13 protein-coding genes and 1 tRNA gene are annotated in these 16,326 nt (G+C 65.3%); 4 read left to right on the forward strand and 10 right to left on the reverse strand.

Translation table 11 applies throughout. The features are described 5' to 3' along the window. Positions 1–53 precede the first annotated feature (53 nt). A complete protein-coding gene (locus DV707_RS03020; RefSeq protein WP_103990680.1) occupies positions 54–1,265 on the forward strand; it encodes an MFS transporter in 1,212 nt (403 codons plus the stop codon). A 71-nt stretch (positions 1,266–1,336) separates the two neighbouring features. Here DV707_RS03020 and DV707_RS03025 read toward each other — a convergent pair whose 3' ends face one another. From DV707_RS03025 to DV707_RS03040, 4 genes are all read right to left on the reverse strand, one after another. Then, complete coding sequence (locus tag DV707_RS03025) at positions 1,337–2,524, reverse strand: sensor histidine kinase (protein WP_103990679.1); 1,188 nt, start codon at positions 2,522–2,524, stop codon at positions 1,337–1,339. Between the two features lie 312 nt (positions 2,525–2,836). Further along, a tRNA-Pro gene (locus tag DV707_RS03030) sits at positions 2,837–2,909 on the reverse strand. A gap of 63 nt (positions 2,910–2,972) precedes the next feature. Further along, positions 2,973–4,823, reverse strand: a complete 1,851-nt coding sequence (locus tag DV707_RS03035; protein ID WP_103990678.1) for an SLC13 family permease — start codon at positions 4,821–4,823, stop codon at positions 2,973–2,975. A gap of 91 nt (positions 4,824–4,914) precedes the next feature. Continuing rightward, positions 4,915–6,972, reverse strand: coding sequence for a DEAD/DEAH box helicase (locus DV707_RS03040; RefSeq protein WP_103990677.1), 2,058 nt, complete (start codon positions 6,970–6,972; stop codon positions 4,915–4,917). 149 nt (positions 6,973–7,121) lie between these two features. On the opposite strand from DV707_RS03040, the gene DV707_RS03045 reads away from it, so the two are divergent. Then, complete coding sequence (locus DV707_RS03045; protein ID WP_103990676.1) at positions 7,122–8,297, forward strand: CBS domain-containing protein; 1,176 nt, start codon at positions 7,122–7,124, stop codon at positions 8,295–8,297. A gap of 93 nt (positions 8,298–8,390) precedes the next feature. Here the strand turns inward: DV707_RS03045 and DV707_RS03050 are convergent, their stop codons facing one another. After that, entirely contained in the window at positions 8,391–9,161 is a 771-nt protein-coding gene (locus DV707_RS03050) for a competence/damage-inducible protein A (protein ID WP_103990675.1), read from the reverse strand. A gap of 127 nt (positions 9,162–9,288) precedes the next feature. Between DV707_RS03050 and DV707_RS03055 the strand changes: the two genes are divergently transcribed. After that, a complete protein-coding gene (locus DV707_RS03055) occupies positions 9,289–9,477 on the forward strand; it encodes a hypothetical protein (RefSeq protein WP_103990674.1) in 189 nt (62 codons plus the stop codon). 101 nt (positions 9,478–9,578) lie between these two features. Here the strand turns inward: DV707_RS03055 and DV707_RS03060 are convergent, their stop codons facing one another. Next, a complete protein-coding gene (locus DV707_RS03060; RefSeq protein WP_103990673.1) occupies positions 9,579–10,013 on the reverse strand; it encodes a type IV pilin in 435 nt (144 codons plus the stop codon). 3 nt (positions 10,014–10,016) lie between these two features. Beyond that, positions 10,017–10,448 (reverse strand): type IV pilin, encoded by a 432-nt coding sequence (locus DV707_RS03065; RefSeq protein ID WP_103990672.1) that lies wholly within the window; start codon positions 10,446–10,448, stop codon positions 10,017–10,019. Positions 10,449–11,248: 800 nt separating this feature from the next. Here DV707_RS03065 and DV707_RS03070 point away from each other — a divergent pair. Continuing rightward, positions 11,249–14,119 (forward strand): DUF7827 domain-containing protein, encoded by a 2,871-nt coding sequence (locus tag DV707_RS03070; protein ID WP_136361791.1) that lies wholly within the window; start codon positions 11,249–11,251, stop codon positions 14,117–14,119. A 47-nt stretch (positions 14,120–14,166) separates the two neighbouring features. On the opposite strand, the gene DV707_RS03075 is transcribed toward DV707_RS03070, so the two are convergent. From DV707_RS03075 to DV707_RS03085, 3 genes are all read right to left on the reverse strand, one after another. Continuing rightward, entirely contained in the window at positions 14,167–14,481 is a 315-nt protein-coding gene (locus DV707_RS03075; protein WP_103990670.1) for an MTH1187 family thiamine-binding protein, read from the reverse strand. 88 nt (positions 14,482–14,569) lie between these two features. Next, a complete protein-coding gene (locus tag DV707_RS03080) occupies positions 14,570–14,989 on the reverse strand; it encodes a CBS domain-containing protein (RefSeq protein WP_103990669.1) in 420 nt (139 codons plus the stop codon). Between the two features lie 98 nt (positions 14,990–15,087). Further along, positions 15,088–16,248, reverse strand: a complete 1,161-nt coding sequence (locus tag DV707_RS03085) for an AI-2E family transporter (RefSeq protein WP_103990668.1) — start codon at positions 16,246–16,248, stop codon at positions 15,088–15,090. Positions 16,249–16,326 lie beyond the last annotated feature (78 nt).

Here is a 16,326-nt window from a genome sequence, read left to right on the forward strand (position 1 = left end):
CGATATAAACAGTTATTTTCGAACTGGGAGTGGTATCGACACTGAGTTCTCGAATGCGAGTCGCCGACACCATCCAGCACGAAGCGACGGAACTGTGGGGCGACGGGAAGGGGCCGCTTTTGGCCTCCATCGCGGGCGGGTGGGGCGTGCTCTTGGGGACGCGGATGATCTACCCCGTCCTCCTCCCGTACCTCCGATCGTCGTTCGACCTCTCGCTCACCGTCGGCGGACTCCTGGTGACGGTCCTCTGGCTCGGGGTGTCGCTCGGACAACTCCCCGGTGGAATCCTCGCCGACCGCTACAGCGAGCGCGGCGTGATGGTCGCGGGCGCACTCGTCGTCGCGTGCGCGCTCGTCCTCGTCGTCACCGCGCCGACCCCGCTCGTCCTCTTCGCCGCCACGGGACTCGTCGGCCTCGGCCAGTCGCTTTACCCCATCGCGCGGATCACGATCCTCTCGAAGATCTACCCCGACCGCATCGGTAGCGCCCTCGGCGTGACGATGGCCACGGGAGACCTCGGACAGACGGTGCTCCCACCGATCGGGGGTGCGATAGCCGCGGCGGCCGCCTGGCAGTTCGGCCTCGGGTTCGTCGTGCCGCTGCTCCTCGTCGTCGCCGGCGTCCTCTGGACCGTCCTGCCCGCACGCCCCTCGACGGCGAGCCCGGTCGACTCCCTCTCCGCGGAGAGCGCCTCGTCCGTCGTCGGGAAACTCCGCCGGGCCAACCTCGGGTTCGTCGCGTTCATCCTCTTTCTGTACATCCTGATCTGGCAGTCGTTCACCGGCCTCTATCCGACCTACCTCGTCGAACGGAAGGGGCTCTCCTCCTCGATCGCGGGGCTCCTCTTCAGCGTCTTCTTCGCGTTCGGCGTGCTCGTCAAGCCGCTGGCCGGCGCTGCCTACGACCGGATCGGGTTGCGCCGCGCGCTCGTCATCGTCCTCGTCGGGCCCGTCGCTGGGCTCGCGATCCTCCCGTTCGTCGAGCGCCTCTGGTTGCTGGTCGTGGTGACCGCGCTCGTGAGCACGATGCTCGGTTCGGGGGCGATCACCCAGTCGTACCTCTCCGATGCGATCCCCGAGGAGGTCCGAGGGACCGGACTCGGCGTCGTCCGGACGACGTCGGCGACGCTCGGCGCGCTCGGGCCGGTGCTCTTCGGGGCGCTCGCCGACCGCGGCTACTTCGACGAGGGGTATCTGCTGCTGGCGGGGGTGCTGGTCGTCGTGATCTTCCTCACGCTCCGACTCCCGGAACGGTCGGGGGGCTGACCGCGACCTATAGTAGCGCTTGCACGTCTTCACTCACTCGATCGCACGACGGAATACGATCGGATGGGTGATCAGCTGCAAACGCTACTATCGCTCTCGCCCTCGTCGAGGCCGGTGATCTCGAACCGCGCGCCGCCGTCGCTTCCCGCCGAGACGGCGACGTCCCACCCGTGCGCGTCCACGACTTTCTTCGTGATCGACAGTCCGAAGCCGGTACCGTCCTCCTCGGTGGAGTACCCGTCCTCGAACACGTGCGCTCGGTCGGCTTCCGGGATACCGGCGCCGTCGTCTTCGACGTAGATTCCCCGCCCCTCCGACAGCGTGCCGACCCGGACGGTCACGTCGGCACCGCCGTGTTCGATCGCGTTCCGGAACAGGTTCTCGAACAGCTGCTGCAGTCGGGTCGGGTCCCCGTCGATCTCCAGGCTGTTCTCCACTTCGAGCGTCGCGTCCGCCGATCGGACGTGCGACCAGCACTCGCTGACCAGGGCGGCCAGGTCTATCGACTCCGTGTCCGTGATCTCCTCGCCCTCCCGCGCGAGCACTAAGAGGTCCTCGATCAGCGCGTCCATCCGATCGAGCGCGTCCCGACACCGCTCGATGTGTTCGGGATCGTCCGCCTCCTCCGCTAGGTCGAGATAGCCCTGGGCGACGCTGAGCGGATTCCGGAGGTCGTGTGAGACGACGCTCGCGAACTCCTCTAACTGGTCGCGCTGCCTCTCGATCCGCGCGGTGGCCTGTCGTTGGAAGAGTTCGTAGCTTACCCACTCGGCCATCAGTTCGACGTAGGTCTCCTCGTCCTCGCTGAACTCCCGTTCGCGAGGCTCCGAATCGGCGAAGCAGAAGGTCCCGTACACGTCGCCGTCGACGACGACCTTCGTCCCGATGTAGGATTCGAGACCGAACTCCTCGTAGGCGGCGTCCCGCTCCCATCCTTCGAGTGCGGCGTGCTGCACCGTCAGCGCGTTCTCGCGCTTTACCGTTTTGCGACAGTACGCCTTGGACAACGGACACGACTCCCCCGCCTGTAGCTTCTCGTGGTCGCCGCTGGCCTCGACGATCACCTGCGTCCCGTCGGAGATCTCGGTGAGAAAACCGGCTTCGACGCCGAGGTACGTCCGCCCCAGCGTCAGGAGTTCACGGAGTCGCTCCTCGAAGGGCCGTTCGTGATCCGCCGTGATGCGGTACATCCGACGGAGCGCCTCTCCCTCAGACAGCACTCTCCCGTCGTCCGATCGATCGTCGTCTGAGAGAGACATACGAACAGTAGTTGGAGAGTGGTCGTTTAGGTTTTTTCACCCCTGACGGGGAGCGTCTGTGACAACTCCGGCCCCCGGCCGGACGTGGCAGCAGAAGAGTGGGACTGCCGCGATTCGCTCCGCTCTTCCTCGTGTTCCCACTTCGACGGAGTCGAAGGTTGGACCGCCCGGATTCGAACCGGAGGAAGACGGACCACTCGCTTCGCTCGTGGTTGCGACTTCCAGGGTTCGAATCGCGGGGGCGTCCACACAACACAGACACGTATCGCTCGCACACGCTATGCGGTGCTCGCTGAGTGGGCTGTGTAGAAGTGGGACCGCCCGGATTCGAACCGGGGTCACGGGCACCCAAGGCCCGAAGTATACCAGGCTAACCCACGGTCCCGTAACTACCTCTGGAACGGTCACCGAGTAAAGGATTTCGTTCGGTTCGCGTCGCGATCGACCCTCAAACCCCCCAGATGGCGGCGATTCCGACGGTCGTCACCGCGGCGAACACCAGCTGTAAGGGCCCGCCCACGCGGATGTAGTCGCTGAATCGGTAGCCGCCGGGGCCGTAGACGAACAGGTTCGTCTGGTAGCCGACGGGCGTCATAAACGCCGTCGACGCCGCGAACGTCACCGCCAGCACGAACGAGAAGGCGTTCGCGCCGAGGGCCCGTGCGGCCTCGACCGCGACGGGGACCATCAACACGACGCTCGCGTTGTTCGAGATCACGTTCGTCAAGAGCGCCGTGAGGAGGTAGAACGCCGCCAACACGCCGACCAGCGGGAGCACCTCGCCGGTCGCGACGACGAACTCCGCGAGGAGCGCGGCCCCGCCGGTGGCCTCTAAGGCGATTCCGAGCGGGATGACGCCGGCCAGGAGAAAGACGACGTCCCACTGGACCGACTCGTAGATCTCTCCCGGGCGGAGACACCCCGTCGCGACCATCGCGAGCGCCCCGGCGAGCGCGGAGACGACGATCGGAAGGACGCCGAGCGCGGCCAGCGCCACGACGGCGACGACGATCCCCACGGCGACCGGGGTCTTCGAGCCGCGGTAGTCGTGCCGTTCGATCTCCTGGGCGACGATGAAGTCGCGGTTGGCGTCGAGGCGCTCGACGCTGTCTGCTGTCGCCTGCACGAGCAGCGTGTCGCCGACGCGCAGCGTGACGTTGTCCATCCGACGGCGAAAGAGCTCCCCGCCGCGGCGCAGCGCGAGCACCGTCGCGTCGTACCGCTGTCGAAAGCTCGCGGAGGCCAGCGACTCGCCGACGAGCGACGAACCGGGGGCGACGACGACCTCGACGAGGTTCTGTCGGGTCTGTCCGGCCTCCAACTCGGCCTCGTCGACCGCCGTCGGGACGAGATCGAGCCCCTCGACGTCGAGCAGTTCGACCAGCGTGTCGCGGTCGGTCCGGATCGCGAACACGTCGCCGGCGTGGATCTCCTTCGGCCCCAGCGGTTCGAGGAACACCTCCCCGTCGCGGATGAGCTGAATGAGATCGACGTCGAAGTCGGTCTCGACGAGCGCCCGCCGCACCTGCTGGCCCACGAGCGGGGAGTCCTCGCGGACGACGACCTCCGTCAGGTACTCGGCCATCTCGAACTCCTCGGTCAGGTCCTGTCGGGGCTTGATCCGCTCGGGCGTCAGCCACCGTCCCACGGTCAGCAGGTAGGCCGTCCCGACGACCGAGACGACGATGCCGAGCTGTGTGAACTCGAACATCGTGAAGGTGCGACCGATGAGTCGCCCCGACAGTTCCGAGGCGAGGATGTTCGTCGACGTCCCGATGAGCGTGAGCATCCCTCCGAACATCGACGCGTAGGAGAGCGCGAGCAGGAGCTTCGAGGGCGACGTGCCACCGCGCTCGGCCAGGTCCGTCACCATCGGAAGCAGGATCGCGACCGCCGCGGTGTTGTTGATAAAGCCGGAGATGGGCGCGACGACGCCGATCGTCGCCCCCAACTGCCGGTTCTGGCTCTCGCCGGTGAACGAGGCGATCCGCGCGCCGAGCCGCTGGATCACGCCCGTCCGCTGGACCCCGTCGCTGAGGACGAACATCGCCAGGACCGTCAGCGTCGCCCCGCTTGAGAACCCCGAGAGGGCGTCGCCGGGGTACTCGGCGAACAGGACGATCGGCTCGGCGAGGGCCCCGACCGCGACGAGCGTCGACGACGCCGGCTGGATCAGCAGCAGCGCCACCATCACCCCGATCGCGGTGATGTCCACGGGCACCGGCTCGGTGACGAAGAGCACGAGCGCGCAGAGGACGACGAGGAAGACGACGGCGATCCCCGGCGATATCGGTGTCACACGCGGTCAGTCGGGGTGACGAGTCAAAATACCGTGGGATTGCTCGCCTCACGTTCCGGGAACTGTCTTCTCCGCGAGGAACAGTCCCCGTTCAGAACTCGTCTTCCAGTTCCATCTCGGCGACCAGTTCGTAGGGCTCCGTGCCCGAGCGAATCAGATCCAGAATGCGGAAGGCGTCCGTCGGCGAGAGGAAGTGTCGACAGACCGCTCTCCCCAGCGGCGTCGGCTCGAAGCCGTCGATGAACTCCCACTGCAGCAGCTTTCCGAGCGCGTGCTTCGTCGGGACGTCGCCGACCATCCGATCGTTCAGCCGCTTCGCGCGCTTGCCGGCGACGACGACGTTCGCGAGCGTCTCCTCGGCGGCGGCGGTCTCGTCGTAGTGGGTCAGCACGTCCTCCATCTCGCCCTTCAGGAGCTTGAACGCCACCTCGTCTTCCGTCATCTCCATCGAGTTGTGGTAGACGCAGTCGGGTTCGACGAGCAGGTAGACCTTCCCCTGATCGTGGTAGTCGGGGCGGCCGGCGCGTCCGAGCATCTGCTCGAACTCCTGGACGGAGAGCCACTCGATGCCCATCGCCAGCGAGTCGAAGATCACCTGCGAGGCGGGGAAGTCGACGCCGGCGGCCAGCGCGGCGGTCGTGACCACCGCGGCGAGGTCCTGATCGCCGAACTGCCGCTCGACGCGCTTCCGCTGGCCGTAGTCGAGGCCGGCGTGGTACGGCGCGGCGTCGTACTCCAGCTTCCTGGAGATCTCGTGACAGCGCCGCCGCGAGTTGGTGAAGACGATGGTCTGTCCCCGGTAGCCCTTCGAGGACTTCGAGTCGAACTCGCGTCTGACCAGTTTGTTCACGATGTCGGGCTTCTCGCGGCCGTCGGCGAACGTCACGTGCCGCTCGATCGGCACCGGGCGCTCCTCGAACTCGATGAGCGTCGCGCGGAGCCGCTCGGCCAGCGACTCGGGGTTGCCGACGGTCGCCGAGAGGTAGACGTACTGCGCGCCGTCGTAGCTCTCGCGGCGCCGCTGTCGCCGCTCGTTGTAGTACTTTAATCGACTGATGAGACCGTCGAGGCGGTGGCCGCGCTCCTCCTCTTTCAGGGTGTGGATCTCGTCGATGACGACGGTCCCGACGTCGCCGAGGTCCTTTCCCGTTCGAAGCGCGTGGTCGATCCCCTCGTAGGTCCCGACGACGACGTCGGCGTTCGGGTCGAAGCGGTTGCCGTCGTCGTTGATTCTGGACGCGCCGACGCGGATCGTCACGTCGAGGACGTCGCCGTAGCGCTCCTCGAAGTCCTCGTGCTTCTGATTCGCCAGCGCGACGAGCGGGACCAGAAAGAGTAGCTTCCCGTCGCCCTTCAGCGCCCGGTCGATCCCGGCGAGTTCGCCGACGAGCGTCTTCCCGGTCGCGGTGGCGGACACGACGAGCTGGTCGCGACCCTCGAAGAGGCCGTTGTCGACCGCGAGCGACTGGACCGGAAGCAGGGTGTCGAAGCGGTCCTCGACGCGCCGCTGGAGTTCGGGGTGGAGATCGAGCGTCGACGTCTCGACGAGGTCGACCTCGTCGGTCGTCGCGCTGACGGTGTCGAACTTCGTGAGGTCGGGGTCGAGACCGCCCGAGAGGAGGTTCGAGATCCGATCGAGGTCCTGGGTTTCGAGCAGCAGGTCCTCGAGGCGGTCCTGGGCCGCGCCGGTGAGCCGTCCCGACGCGGAGAAGTCGAGTTCGCGCTCCAGTTCGCGCTTCGCGCAGTCCGGACAGATGTGCTCTCTATCGGTCTTGATCGCCGTCTCCTCGGTGATCGGCGAGTAGCGGCCGTCGGAGGCGCAGTAGCGACACGTCCGGACGACGAGCGCCTCCAGCTGGTAGCCGTCGAGCATCTCCTGTAGCTCTTTTCGGCGGTGCTTGGCGGTCTGCTGGGAGATGCGGATCCGCGCGGCGCGGCGGGCGAGTTCGACGAACTGGCTCGGGTCGCGCGGCTCCTCGGAGGACCCGCGCTTGACCCGGAACTTCGCGGGGCGGGGGCCGGCGTCCGTCTCCTTCAGTTCGAGCACCGCGCGGAAGACGCGCTCGCCGTCCCGCTCGACGACGACCAGGAAGTCGTCGCCGGATTCGTGGAGGAAGAGCGTGTCGACGCGGCCGACCTGTTGTGACACGCACGGCGGTACGTCGAGGAGGTATTTCAGCGGTTCGTCTCCGAGCGTGCGGTCCGATCGGTCGCGCCGCGCGGCGGCGACGTCGAGGGCGGAACTCCGACGGCGACGCCGCGGCTGGACTTAAGTCCCGTGCCCGACTACGCCACGGTATGCGAGGAATCCGTATCGGTAGCGCCTTCGGGATCCCGATCAAGCTCGATCTCACGTTTCTCATCGTTCTGCCGCTGTTCGCGTGGCTCATCGGGGCCGACGTCGGCCAACTCGCGGTCGTCGTCAACGACCTCTTCGGGTCGGCGATCGACGCCGGGCCGCTCACGACGGGCTCGATGCAGTGGGTGCTGGGCGCGGCCGCGGCGATCGGGCTGTTCGTCTGCGTGCTGCTCCACGAGTTCGGCCACTCGCTGGTGGCGATGCGCTTCGGCTACGAGATCGACTCGATCACGCTGTGGCTCTTCGGCGGCGTCGCGAGCTTCGCCGAGATGCCCGAAGACTGGAAGCAGGAGCTGTGGATCGCCATCGCCGGCCCCATCGTCAGCGTCGCGCTCGGCGTGCTCTCGTATCTCGTCTTTCTGGTGCTCCCTACCTCGCTCGATCCCGTGAAGTTCGTCGTCGGCTACCTCGCGCTGACGAACGTCGTCCTCGCGGTGTTCAACATGCTCCCGGGGTTCCCGATGGACGGCGGGCGGGTCCTGCGTGCACTACTCGCGCGTACGCGTCCCCACGCGCGAGCGACCCAGATCGCCGCGGAGGTCGGGAAGGTGTTCGCCTTCCTCCTGGCCATCTTCGGACTGTTCACCAACCTCTTCCTGATCGCGCTGGCCTTCTTCATCTACATCGGCGCCTCCTCGGAGGCCCAGCAGACGGTGATGAAGGCGGCGTTCCAGGACGTGACGGTCAAGGACGTGATGACGCCGCGGGAGGACCTCGACGTCGTGAGCGAGAACACGAGCGTCGCCGAACTCCTCGAACGGATGTTCACCGAACGGCACACCGGTTATCCGGTGATGCAGAACGGCCGGCTCGTCGGGATGGTGACGCTCGACGACGCCCGGACGGTCAAGGAGGTCGAACGCGACGCCTACCGCGTCGGCGACGTGATGTCGAACGAACTCACGACCATCTCCCCGGACGCGGACGCGATGACCGCCATCGAGGAGATGCAGCGGAACGACGTCGGCCGGCTCCCGGTCGTCGACGACGCGGGCGAGGTCGTCGGGCTCATCTCGCGCTCGGACCTCGTCACGGCGTTCAACATCATCCAGTCCCGGGGGACGCTCTCGTCGATCACGCCGAGCGATCGGTCCAGCCTCCCCAACGCTCGCTGACCCGTTTCCGCGCGTCGCGGACGGGACCCGCCCCCCGATGGGTCGGTTCTCGACGCGGTGTTTCGACTGCGTTCGTACTTCTGCCGAGACCCCTCAGCCGTCCGGCTCCGCTGCTCTCTCACCGACGGGTTCGGCGCCTGCCCCGGTGAGCGAGAGGTCCGCGCTCTCGCGGAGCCACGCGACGGCCTCGTCGAGGACCGCCTCGTCGTCGCCGGTGAGCTTAATCCGCGTCTCGTCGGCCGCCCGGTTCGGATAGCTCCCGACGCGGACGCCGAACTCGTCGGCGACCTCGCCGAGTTGTGCGGCGAGTGCGCCCTCGGGTTCGGGCGAGTACAGCGTCCGCGTCGCGACGGTCCCGCCGAAGTCACCGGCGACGTTGTCGAACACCGCTTCCATCTCCTCGGGGATGCCGGGGAGGACGTACACGTTCTCGACGACGCAGCCGGGTGCGAGCCCCTCGGGGTTCGGGATCGGCGTCGCGCCCTCGGGCATCGAGGCGTACCACTCCGCCCGCAACTCGAAGTCGAGGTCGGGATTCTCCGCGAAGATGCGGTCCAGCGTCTCCTGAACGTCGGCCTCGGCCACGGCGTTGACGACCAGCTCTCGATCCAGTCCGGCCGCGACGGCCGGCATCGTCACGTCGTCGGGCGTCCCGCCGAGCCCGCCGGTGACGACGACGGCGTCGAAGCGCTCGCCCCACTCGCGGACGGTCTCGGCGACGACGGCCTCGTCGTCGGGGATCACGATGATCCGCGCGACGTCGACGCCCCGTTCGGTGAGTCGCTCCGAGAGCCACGTCGCGTTCGTGTTCTCGATGTCGCCCGCGAGGAGTTCGTTGCCCACGGTGACGATCGCCGCGTTCATACAGGCTCTCTCGAACGCTGGCGATTTAAGCCCCTTCCCACAGCGCAGGCGATCGCTTCACGACCGCTCGCGCCGACCTGACGCCGAGAAGCGGAAAGTCCATATTCCGCGGCCCGTAGTGACGGGTATGGGACTGTTCGATAGCACTCGCGTGCTCGCCGGGATCGGACTGATGATCGTCGGGTCGCTGCTGCTCCTGCCGGGCATCTTCCCGGGCACCACACAGCTCTTCACCTACGCGCTCGTCATCGGCGCCGGACTGCTCACGTACGGCACGTGGCTCGTCGGGACCTCGGAAGGCTCGCCGACGGTCTGAAGTTTCGTTTTCTGACGCGACTGTCGATCTGTAGGTACGCCGCGCTAACGACAGTTATCGACGCAAAAGAAACGTATTGGATCCGAAATCCGTTCGCCCGGTTAGGCGCTCGGTGCGGTGGACTGACTCAGCGTCGCGGAGTTTTCGCCGTTCTGGGAATTCCAGATGACGCGAACGGTCTGTCCGTCCCAATCGTCCGTGCTATTGTAGGTGGCTGACTCTCCTGCGGAGATGTCGCCACCGAGACTCTCGAAGGTCGTCGAATTACCGTAGTCTATCGTGGCATCAGAGGTCACGTTCACCTGACTTGCGGAAACCGAATCTCCCGTTTCGTGCGTGACTGTGACGTTATCGGTGGATGTGTTGTAGTCGAATCCGAAGCTGGCCTGCGGTGCGCTCTGGTTGATCCCTTGGCCGAGGTTGAGCACGAAGGTGCCGATGACGGCCGCGAGGATGACCGTGATCGCGACCATCAGGATCACGCCGATGACCGGCGAGACGGCGTCGTCGTCAGTGAAAAACTCTTTGAGTCTCATATTTTATGATCCTCCCGGCGCGGTGGACTGGCTCAGCGTCGCGGAGTTTTCGCCGTTCTGGGAGGACCAGACGACGCGGATCGTCTCTCCCTCGAAATCTTCGTTAGGTGTCTTCTCGATTGAGGTCCCAGCGTCAACGGTACCTGTCCAGTAATCGGAAGCGCCCTCATTCCACGTGAGTCCACCACTCGCAGTCACGTTCAGCTGATTACCCGGAATCGAGTCGCCAGTCTGGTGTGTGACCGTAACGTTCGTCGTTCCGTTGTAGTCGAAGCCGAAACTGGCCTGCGGTGCGCTCTGGTTGATTCCCTGCCCGAGGTTGAGCACGAACGTGCCGATAACGGCCGCGAGGATGACTGTGATCGCGACCATCAGAATCACGCCGATGACCGGCGAGACGGCCGAATCGTCCGTGAAGAGTTGTTTGAGTTTCATATTTGGATTTTGGATGCCATCCCACCACGGGGCGGTTCGTATCCCCTCCCCACCGGTTCGCTTCTGCCCGGTACCGCGAGTTCGTCGTGGGACGCCTACTTCGGGATATTCAGTTACCAGTATTAAACCTAAGCCGCCAGTTATCAAATTCTATAACAGTAGACGGGCTAACGCCGGTGATTCCGAGGAGCCGTGGAACCGAACCCCACACCGCCACGGCGTCCCACACAAAGCCTATCATACAGTATCCTGATAGTAACAATGGACAGTCGACTGTGCGTTCGAGAGGGCTGCAACTCACGGTATCGGACGGTCGGTTGCGGGTTCCGGCCGGCAATCGAAGCACCGACGAAGCGATCGGTAGCCCTCCACTCGTTTCAGCCCCTCGGCGTCGACAGACGACGACTCCCCGCTAGGGCCCACGGTACGTGGGTCCGGACCCCACTAATCCCCCCACTATGACACGCTCAACGTTCCGAATCGGTGCCGTTCCGATCGCGGTGCTCGTGGTCCTGTCGGTCGTCGCCGGCAGCGTCACGTTCGCCGGGTCGGTCGCCGCCGTCGACGGTGTTTCAGCCGAATCGTCATTTTCACCTGATACGGTCTACGAAGAGACCGAGACGACACATTCGTTCAACTATTCGTTTTCCGGTATAAACACGAGTGGAAACACCACCCTCACAGTCTCCATACCGGGCGAATACCCACCGATCGTCGATCACGATATCACTGTCAAGAATTCGACTGGTGCCCAGTTGGACGCCATCTCAACTGAGGCCGACCGAGAGTTGTCGTTCGAGGTGAATTCCACGACGACTACAGTCTACCTTGATGGCTCCCTCACCTTGGAGAGTCCCTCGATCGACTCTGATCAGCAATACAATATCAAATTCAACGGGACAGACGACGACGGGGATACCCAGTCCCTCAACGAAGAGATTTCTGTCCAGAACTTCGGCGTAACGACGGTTTCACAGTTTGATCCAGTTGACGACATCCCCGAGGAAACCGAGAACGAACACACGTTCAACTACTCGTTCACCGGTGTCAACACGAGCGACGACACGGAAGTATCGCTCTCGGTGCCGGGTGAATTCACAGTCGAAGAGACGAACTTCGCACTCGAAGACGCCGACGGGAACGTGCTGAACGACTCTGTCGAGCAGTCAGACAACTCCCTCTCACTCGTCGCGAACGCGCCGCCGACGGAGACTATCTATCTCAGCGGGTCGGTGAATCTGACCAGTCCCCCGGTACCCGAGGGGCAGGAAGAAGAACAGTACACGCTCGATATTGAAGCGAGCGACACGCAGGGACGGTCCGCTTCGACGAGTGAGACTCTCACGGTCAACTACCAGGGCGGCCAGCCCGGTGATCCCGAGTTCCTCAGCGCCACTCAGTACGTCCCCTCTCCTGGATCCGCTGAAATCGAAGTGGCGTTCTCCGAGGATATCGACAACGAGAGCTTCAAGAACAATTACGGTCTCTACACCGACGAAGAGGTGGAAGTGACGGGCGATATCGTTGAGGATGTCTCCGAAGCGCAAGGTCGGGTGACTATCGAACTCAACGATACGTACAGTCAGGGACTGACGCTGCGACTCGAAGACGGAATCGTCGATTCCGATGGAAACGCTCTCGATAATCCCGGAGATAAGGACGTCACATTCGCGCCGACAACCGTGAGAGCGGACGATGACGTCACCGCCTACCGCGGATCGGTCGTCTCGATCGTCGCAGACTCCTCGAACACGGACGTCACTCTTCAGGGAACCGACGACGACACGGACAACTACTTCTTCGAGGGATCGACCGGAACCAACAGCCGCGTCTTCCTCTTCGATACGGAAGGCGAGAATATCGGCGACTACGAGGCCGAGATCGGAACCGAAGGACCTGCCACAATCAGAGTACTTAATCTCGATCTCTCGCTCGACATCGACGACCGAAACGTCACAACACTGCAAAATATTGAGGGAACCGTTGAGGCACGCTCGTCCGGTCGCGAGATCCAACTCGAACTCCTCGACGATAACGACGACGTCGTCGACGACAGGTTCGTCGACCTCTCCGGTCAGGGCGACCGCGACTTCAGTTACGACGTCGAATCCCTCCAGCTCGAAACCGGCGAGTACACGGTCCGCGCGACCGACACGGCGTCGGGCGTCTCCGTCGAATCGGAGACGATCACCGTCCGCGAGGCCGGAGACACGGAAGCGCTGCTCCCGAACGACGTCATCACCGAAGCCCGCGGTGACGTGGTTGCGATTCCCATCGAACTGCGGAACACCCGCGAGGCGACGCTGACCGTCGGCGACGACGAGGCCGGCTACCAGGCGAGCGTGACGGTCCGCGAGGACGATGACGACGCCGACGGCGAGGTGACCGTGTACTTCAACAGCTACGAGGCGTCGAACGTCGAAACCGGATCGTTCGACGGCTCGAACGACCTGTTCAGCGTCGACGACGAGGCCGAGGTCGTCGACGGCGAGGTGAGCATCGGCGTCTCGGACCTCCTCGACGCCGAGGCGTACCCGATGTCAGTCGAGACCGAGGGTCGCGAGACCGACGTCCAACTGCTCTCGCTCGAAGAGCGTTCGACGACCGCGCTCCGCACCTGGACTGCGCCGCGGAGCCGCTACGGCGACCTCGACACCGGCGCCGACTTCCGCGAGGGCATCGACGAGGAGTGGGTGACGCAAGACTCCGACATCGCCGTCGGCGACACCGTCGTCTACGAGATCGAGGCCTCGGGACTCGAAGGCGCGCTCGACGCCCGCGGCGAGGACACCGTCACCGACGAGTTCTTCGAGTTCGCGAACGGCAGCGAGGACGAGCCGGCCGCCCGGTTCACCGTCGCACAGCAGGATCCGGGCCCGAACCGCGATCCCCTCCTGCTCGACTTCGATAGCTCCAACGCGGAGGTCGTCGCCGATTCGGCGAACGACACCTACTACGTGGTCGCCCAGACCGGCGAGGACGAACTCGAAGGCGTCCGCGACGAGGACGGAGACGGCGCGATCGACCCCGACGAGGACGAGACCGGAACCGTCGACGCCGACGACAGCCTCCGAGCCACCTTCACCGTCTTCGGCGAGGACGAGAACGACCTCGATCTGACGGCCGACGGCGAGGACGAGGTCGTCGAGACCACGCACTCGCTGACCGAACCCGAGTTCGACATGAACGAGCCGTTCAACGTCACCGAGGTGAGCGGTCAGGAGATCTTCGGCGAGGCGACGGTCGCGCCCGGGACGGAAGTGAACGTCCGCGTTCGGAGCGCCGACGGCGTCCGCCCGGCGTTCCTGAAGACCGCGACGACGACCGTCGACGCCGACGGGCAGTTCCTCGTGACGCTGTCGTTCAACGACACGACCCCCGGCGACGCGTACACGATCAACGTCGACGACATCGGCCCCGCCTCCGAACTGAGCGTCGACGGGACGGTTCAGCCGGTGATCGAGACGGCGACGACCGACACGCCCGCCGAGACGACGACAACGACGACGGCGACCACGACTGCGACGACCACCACGACGACCGAGACGCCGATCGCGACGACGACTGAGATCCCGACGGTGCAGACGCGGACGACGACGCCCGGGTTCGGCGTCCTCGCCTCGCTCGTCGCGCTCGCCGGGGCGGCGCTTCTCGCCCTCCGGCGGGAGTGACCCCCGCCTGGGCCGGAATCAGGGCTGCTGGCTGATCATCGCTGGTCTCACTCGCCGTCGCCCCGCGCGGACCGCCCGAGGTGGGTCTCGACCGCCTCGACTTTCTCGCTCGCGCGTGCGTCGCTCGCCCGCTTGTCGTCGATCTTCAACACCGTGCTCACTCGGTCGGCGTCGACGGCCCGGTGGGCGGCTTCGGCGGCCGAGAAGAGCGTCCCGACGTCGTCGGCCTCGATCACGGTCCCCATCGGGTTCGTCTCGTACGCCACGTCGAACCCCTCCAACGCGTCGACCGCCTTGGCGACCTCTTCGGACATACTCCCCTCGATCACGGGCGCGACGCTCAGTAGTGCGACGACTGTCATACGAACCGATTCGACGCCGGGGCGCAAAACGCTTGCTCGGAGCCGAGTAGTCCGCCACGGGAGGTGGCGGACCGCCGGGGGATCCGGGTCAGTACGCCGGCCGCTGGGCCCGGATGATCTCCGCGAGTTTCTGCTCTTCGTCTGCGAGCAATTCGGTCAGGTCGTCGGCGGTGATGATTCCGACCAGCGAATCGCCGTCCCGGACGGGCAGGCGTCGGACACCGTGTTCGCTCATCAGTTCGGCCGCCTCGTAGAACCCGGCATCGCGGTCGACGAGACACAGGTCTCCGCTCATCACGTCCGCGGCCGTCTGCGTTTCGGGATCCGCGCCGGCCCCCAGGACGCGCACCGCGAGGTCCCGGTCGGTGACGATCCCGACCGGCGTTTCGCCGTCAGTGATCACGATGCTCCCGACTTCCTCGTCTCGCATCGCGGTCGCGAGCGCGGCGACCGACGTGTCGCGATCGGCCGTTACGACGTCGCTGCGGGCTAGGTCTTCGATTGGCATTGTCTCTCACCGCGTGAACCCACGCGCCCGTCGGGCTAATTCCCCGCGTGCGCTTCCTATCTGTTGGGAATTAGAAAAGAAACTATCCGACGGCGTCGTCAGAGAGGTTCACCGACTTCGTCGCCGGCTTCCGGCGTTCCGCCTTCGTCCGTTGGGGCCGTCTCGGTTTCCCGTTCGCCCGTCGCGCTCTCCGAGGCGCCCACCTCGTTCTCCGGGTCGAGAAGCGGCGGGAGCGCCGTGTCCGCGAACGTCAACCCGACGACGAGGACGATCGGCGCGAAGAAGAGGCCGTAGAAGCCGAGCACCACCGGCCCCAGCGTGTAGGCGAGCATCAACAGGCCGACGTGCGTTCGCTTGCCGGACAGCAGCGGGCGGAGCACCAGGTCGGGGATCGTGTCGACGACGACGACGGCGACGACGAAGAAGGCCCCGACGTACGCCAGGTTCGCGGGGTCGCCGCCGAGGACGATCGGAACCGCGGTGACGAGCGTCAACGGGACGTAGACGATCTTCATCCCGACGACGGGGATCAGGCTCGCGATGCCGGTGAGCGCGCCGGCGAGGGCGGGGTACGGAACCTCGGCGGCGGCGGGGACGAACGTGTTGTAGACGCTGAACGAGCCGATGGCGATCAGCGAGACGGCCAGCACGTTCAGGAGGTTCCCGAACAGGACCGCCTCCAGTTCCTCGTCGACGGCGTCGAGGTACTCCCGCACGATGGCGTCCTCGCCGAACTCGTTGAGCCACGCTCTGATCCTGTCGCCGTCGACCAGCAGGTAGTAGGTGACGATCACGACAATAAACATGTTCAGGAAGAACCCCGAGACCAGCGTGGTCAGGAACTCCGCGTGCTGGGTCGCAAAGTCGATGAAGGGTGCCAGATCGCCCGACTGGTACGCGTCGTAGAGCCCCTGCACGGTGAACTCGGGGATCTCGTTGATCCCGCCGAACCACTCGAGGTTCTCGTTGGCGACGTCGATCAGGGCGTAGTCCTCGATGAACTGCCGCGCCTCGATGATGAGGAGGACCGTGGCGTAACTCACGAGCAGTATCAGCGGAACCGCGAGCGACGACATCACGATGACTGCGCGCACGTTCGCGGGGAGGTGGAAGCGCTTGAGCGCCTGGTGGTACCGCCGGGTCGAGTAGTACAGGAACACCGAGACGGTCAGCGGGGCGATGAACTGGTAGGCGAGGAAGCCGATGACGACGGCGACGAGGAGGCCGAAGAGGGCGACGGCGAAGCGGTTTCCGTTCATACGCGTTGACGTTTTCACGGTTCGGTACTAAAACGTAGCTCTCTCGGGAACCCCACCGGTGCGAACCACAGGCCGCGG

Source organism: Halobellus limi, from assembly GCF_004799685.1.
Classification (GTDB): domain Archaea; phylum Halobacteriota; class Halobacteria; order Halobacteriales; family Haloferacaceae; genus Haloquadratum; species Haloquadratum limi.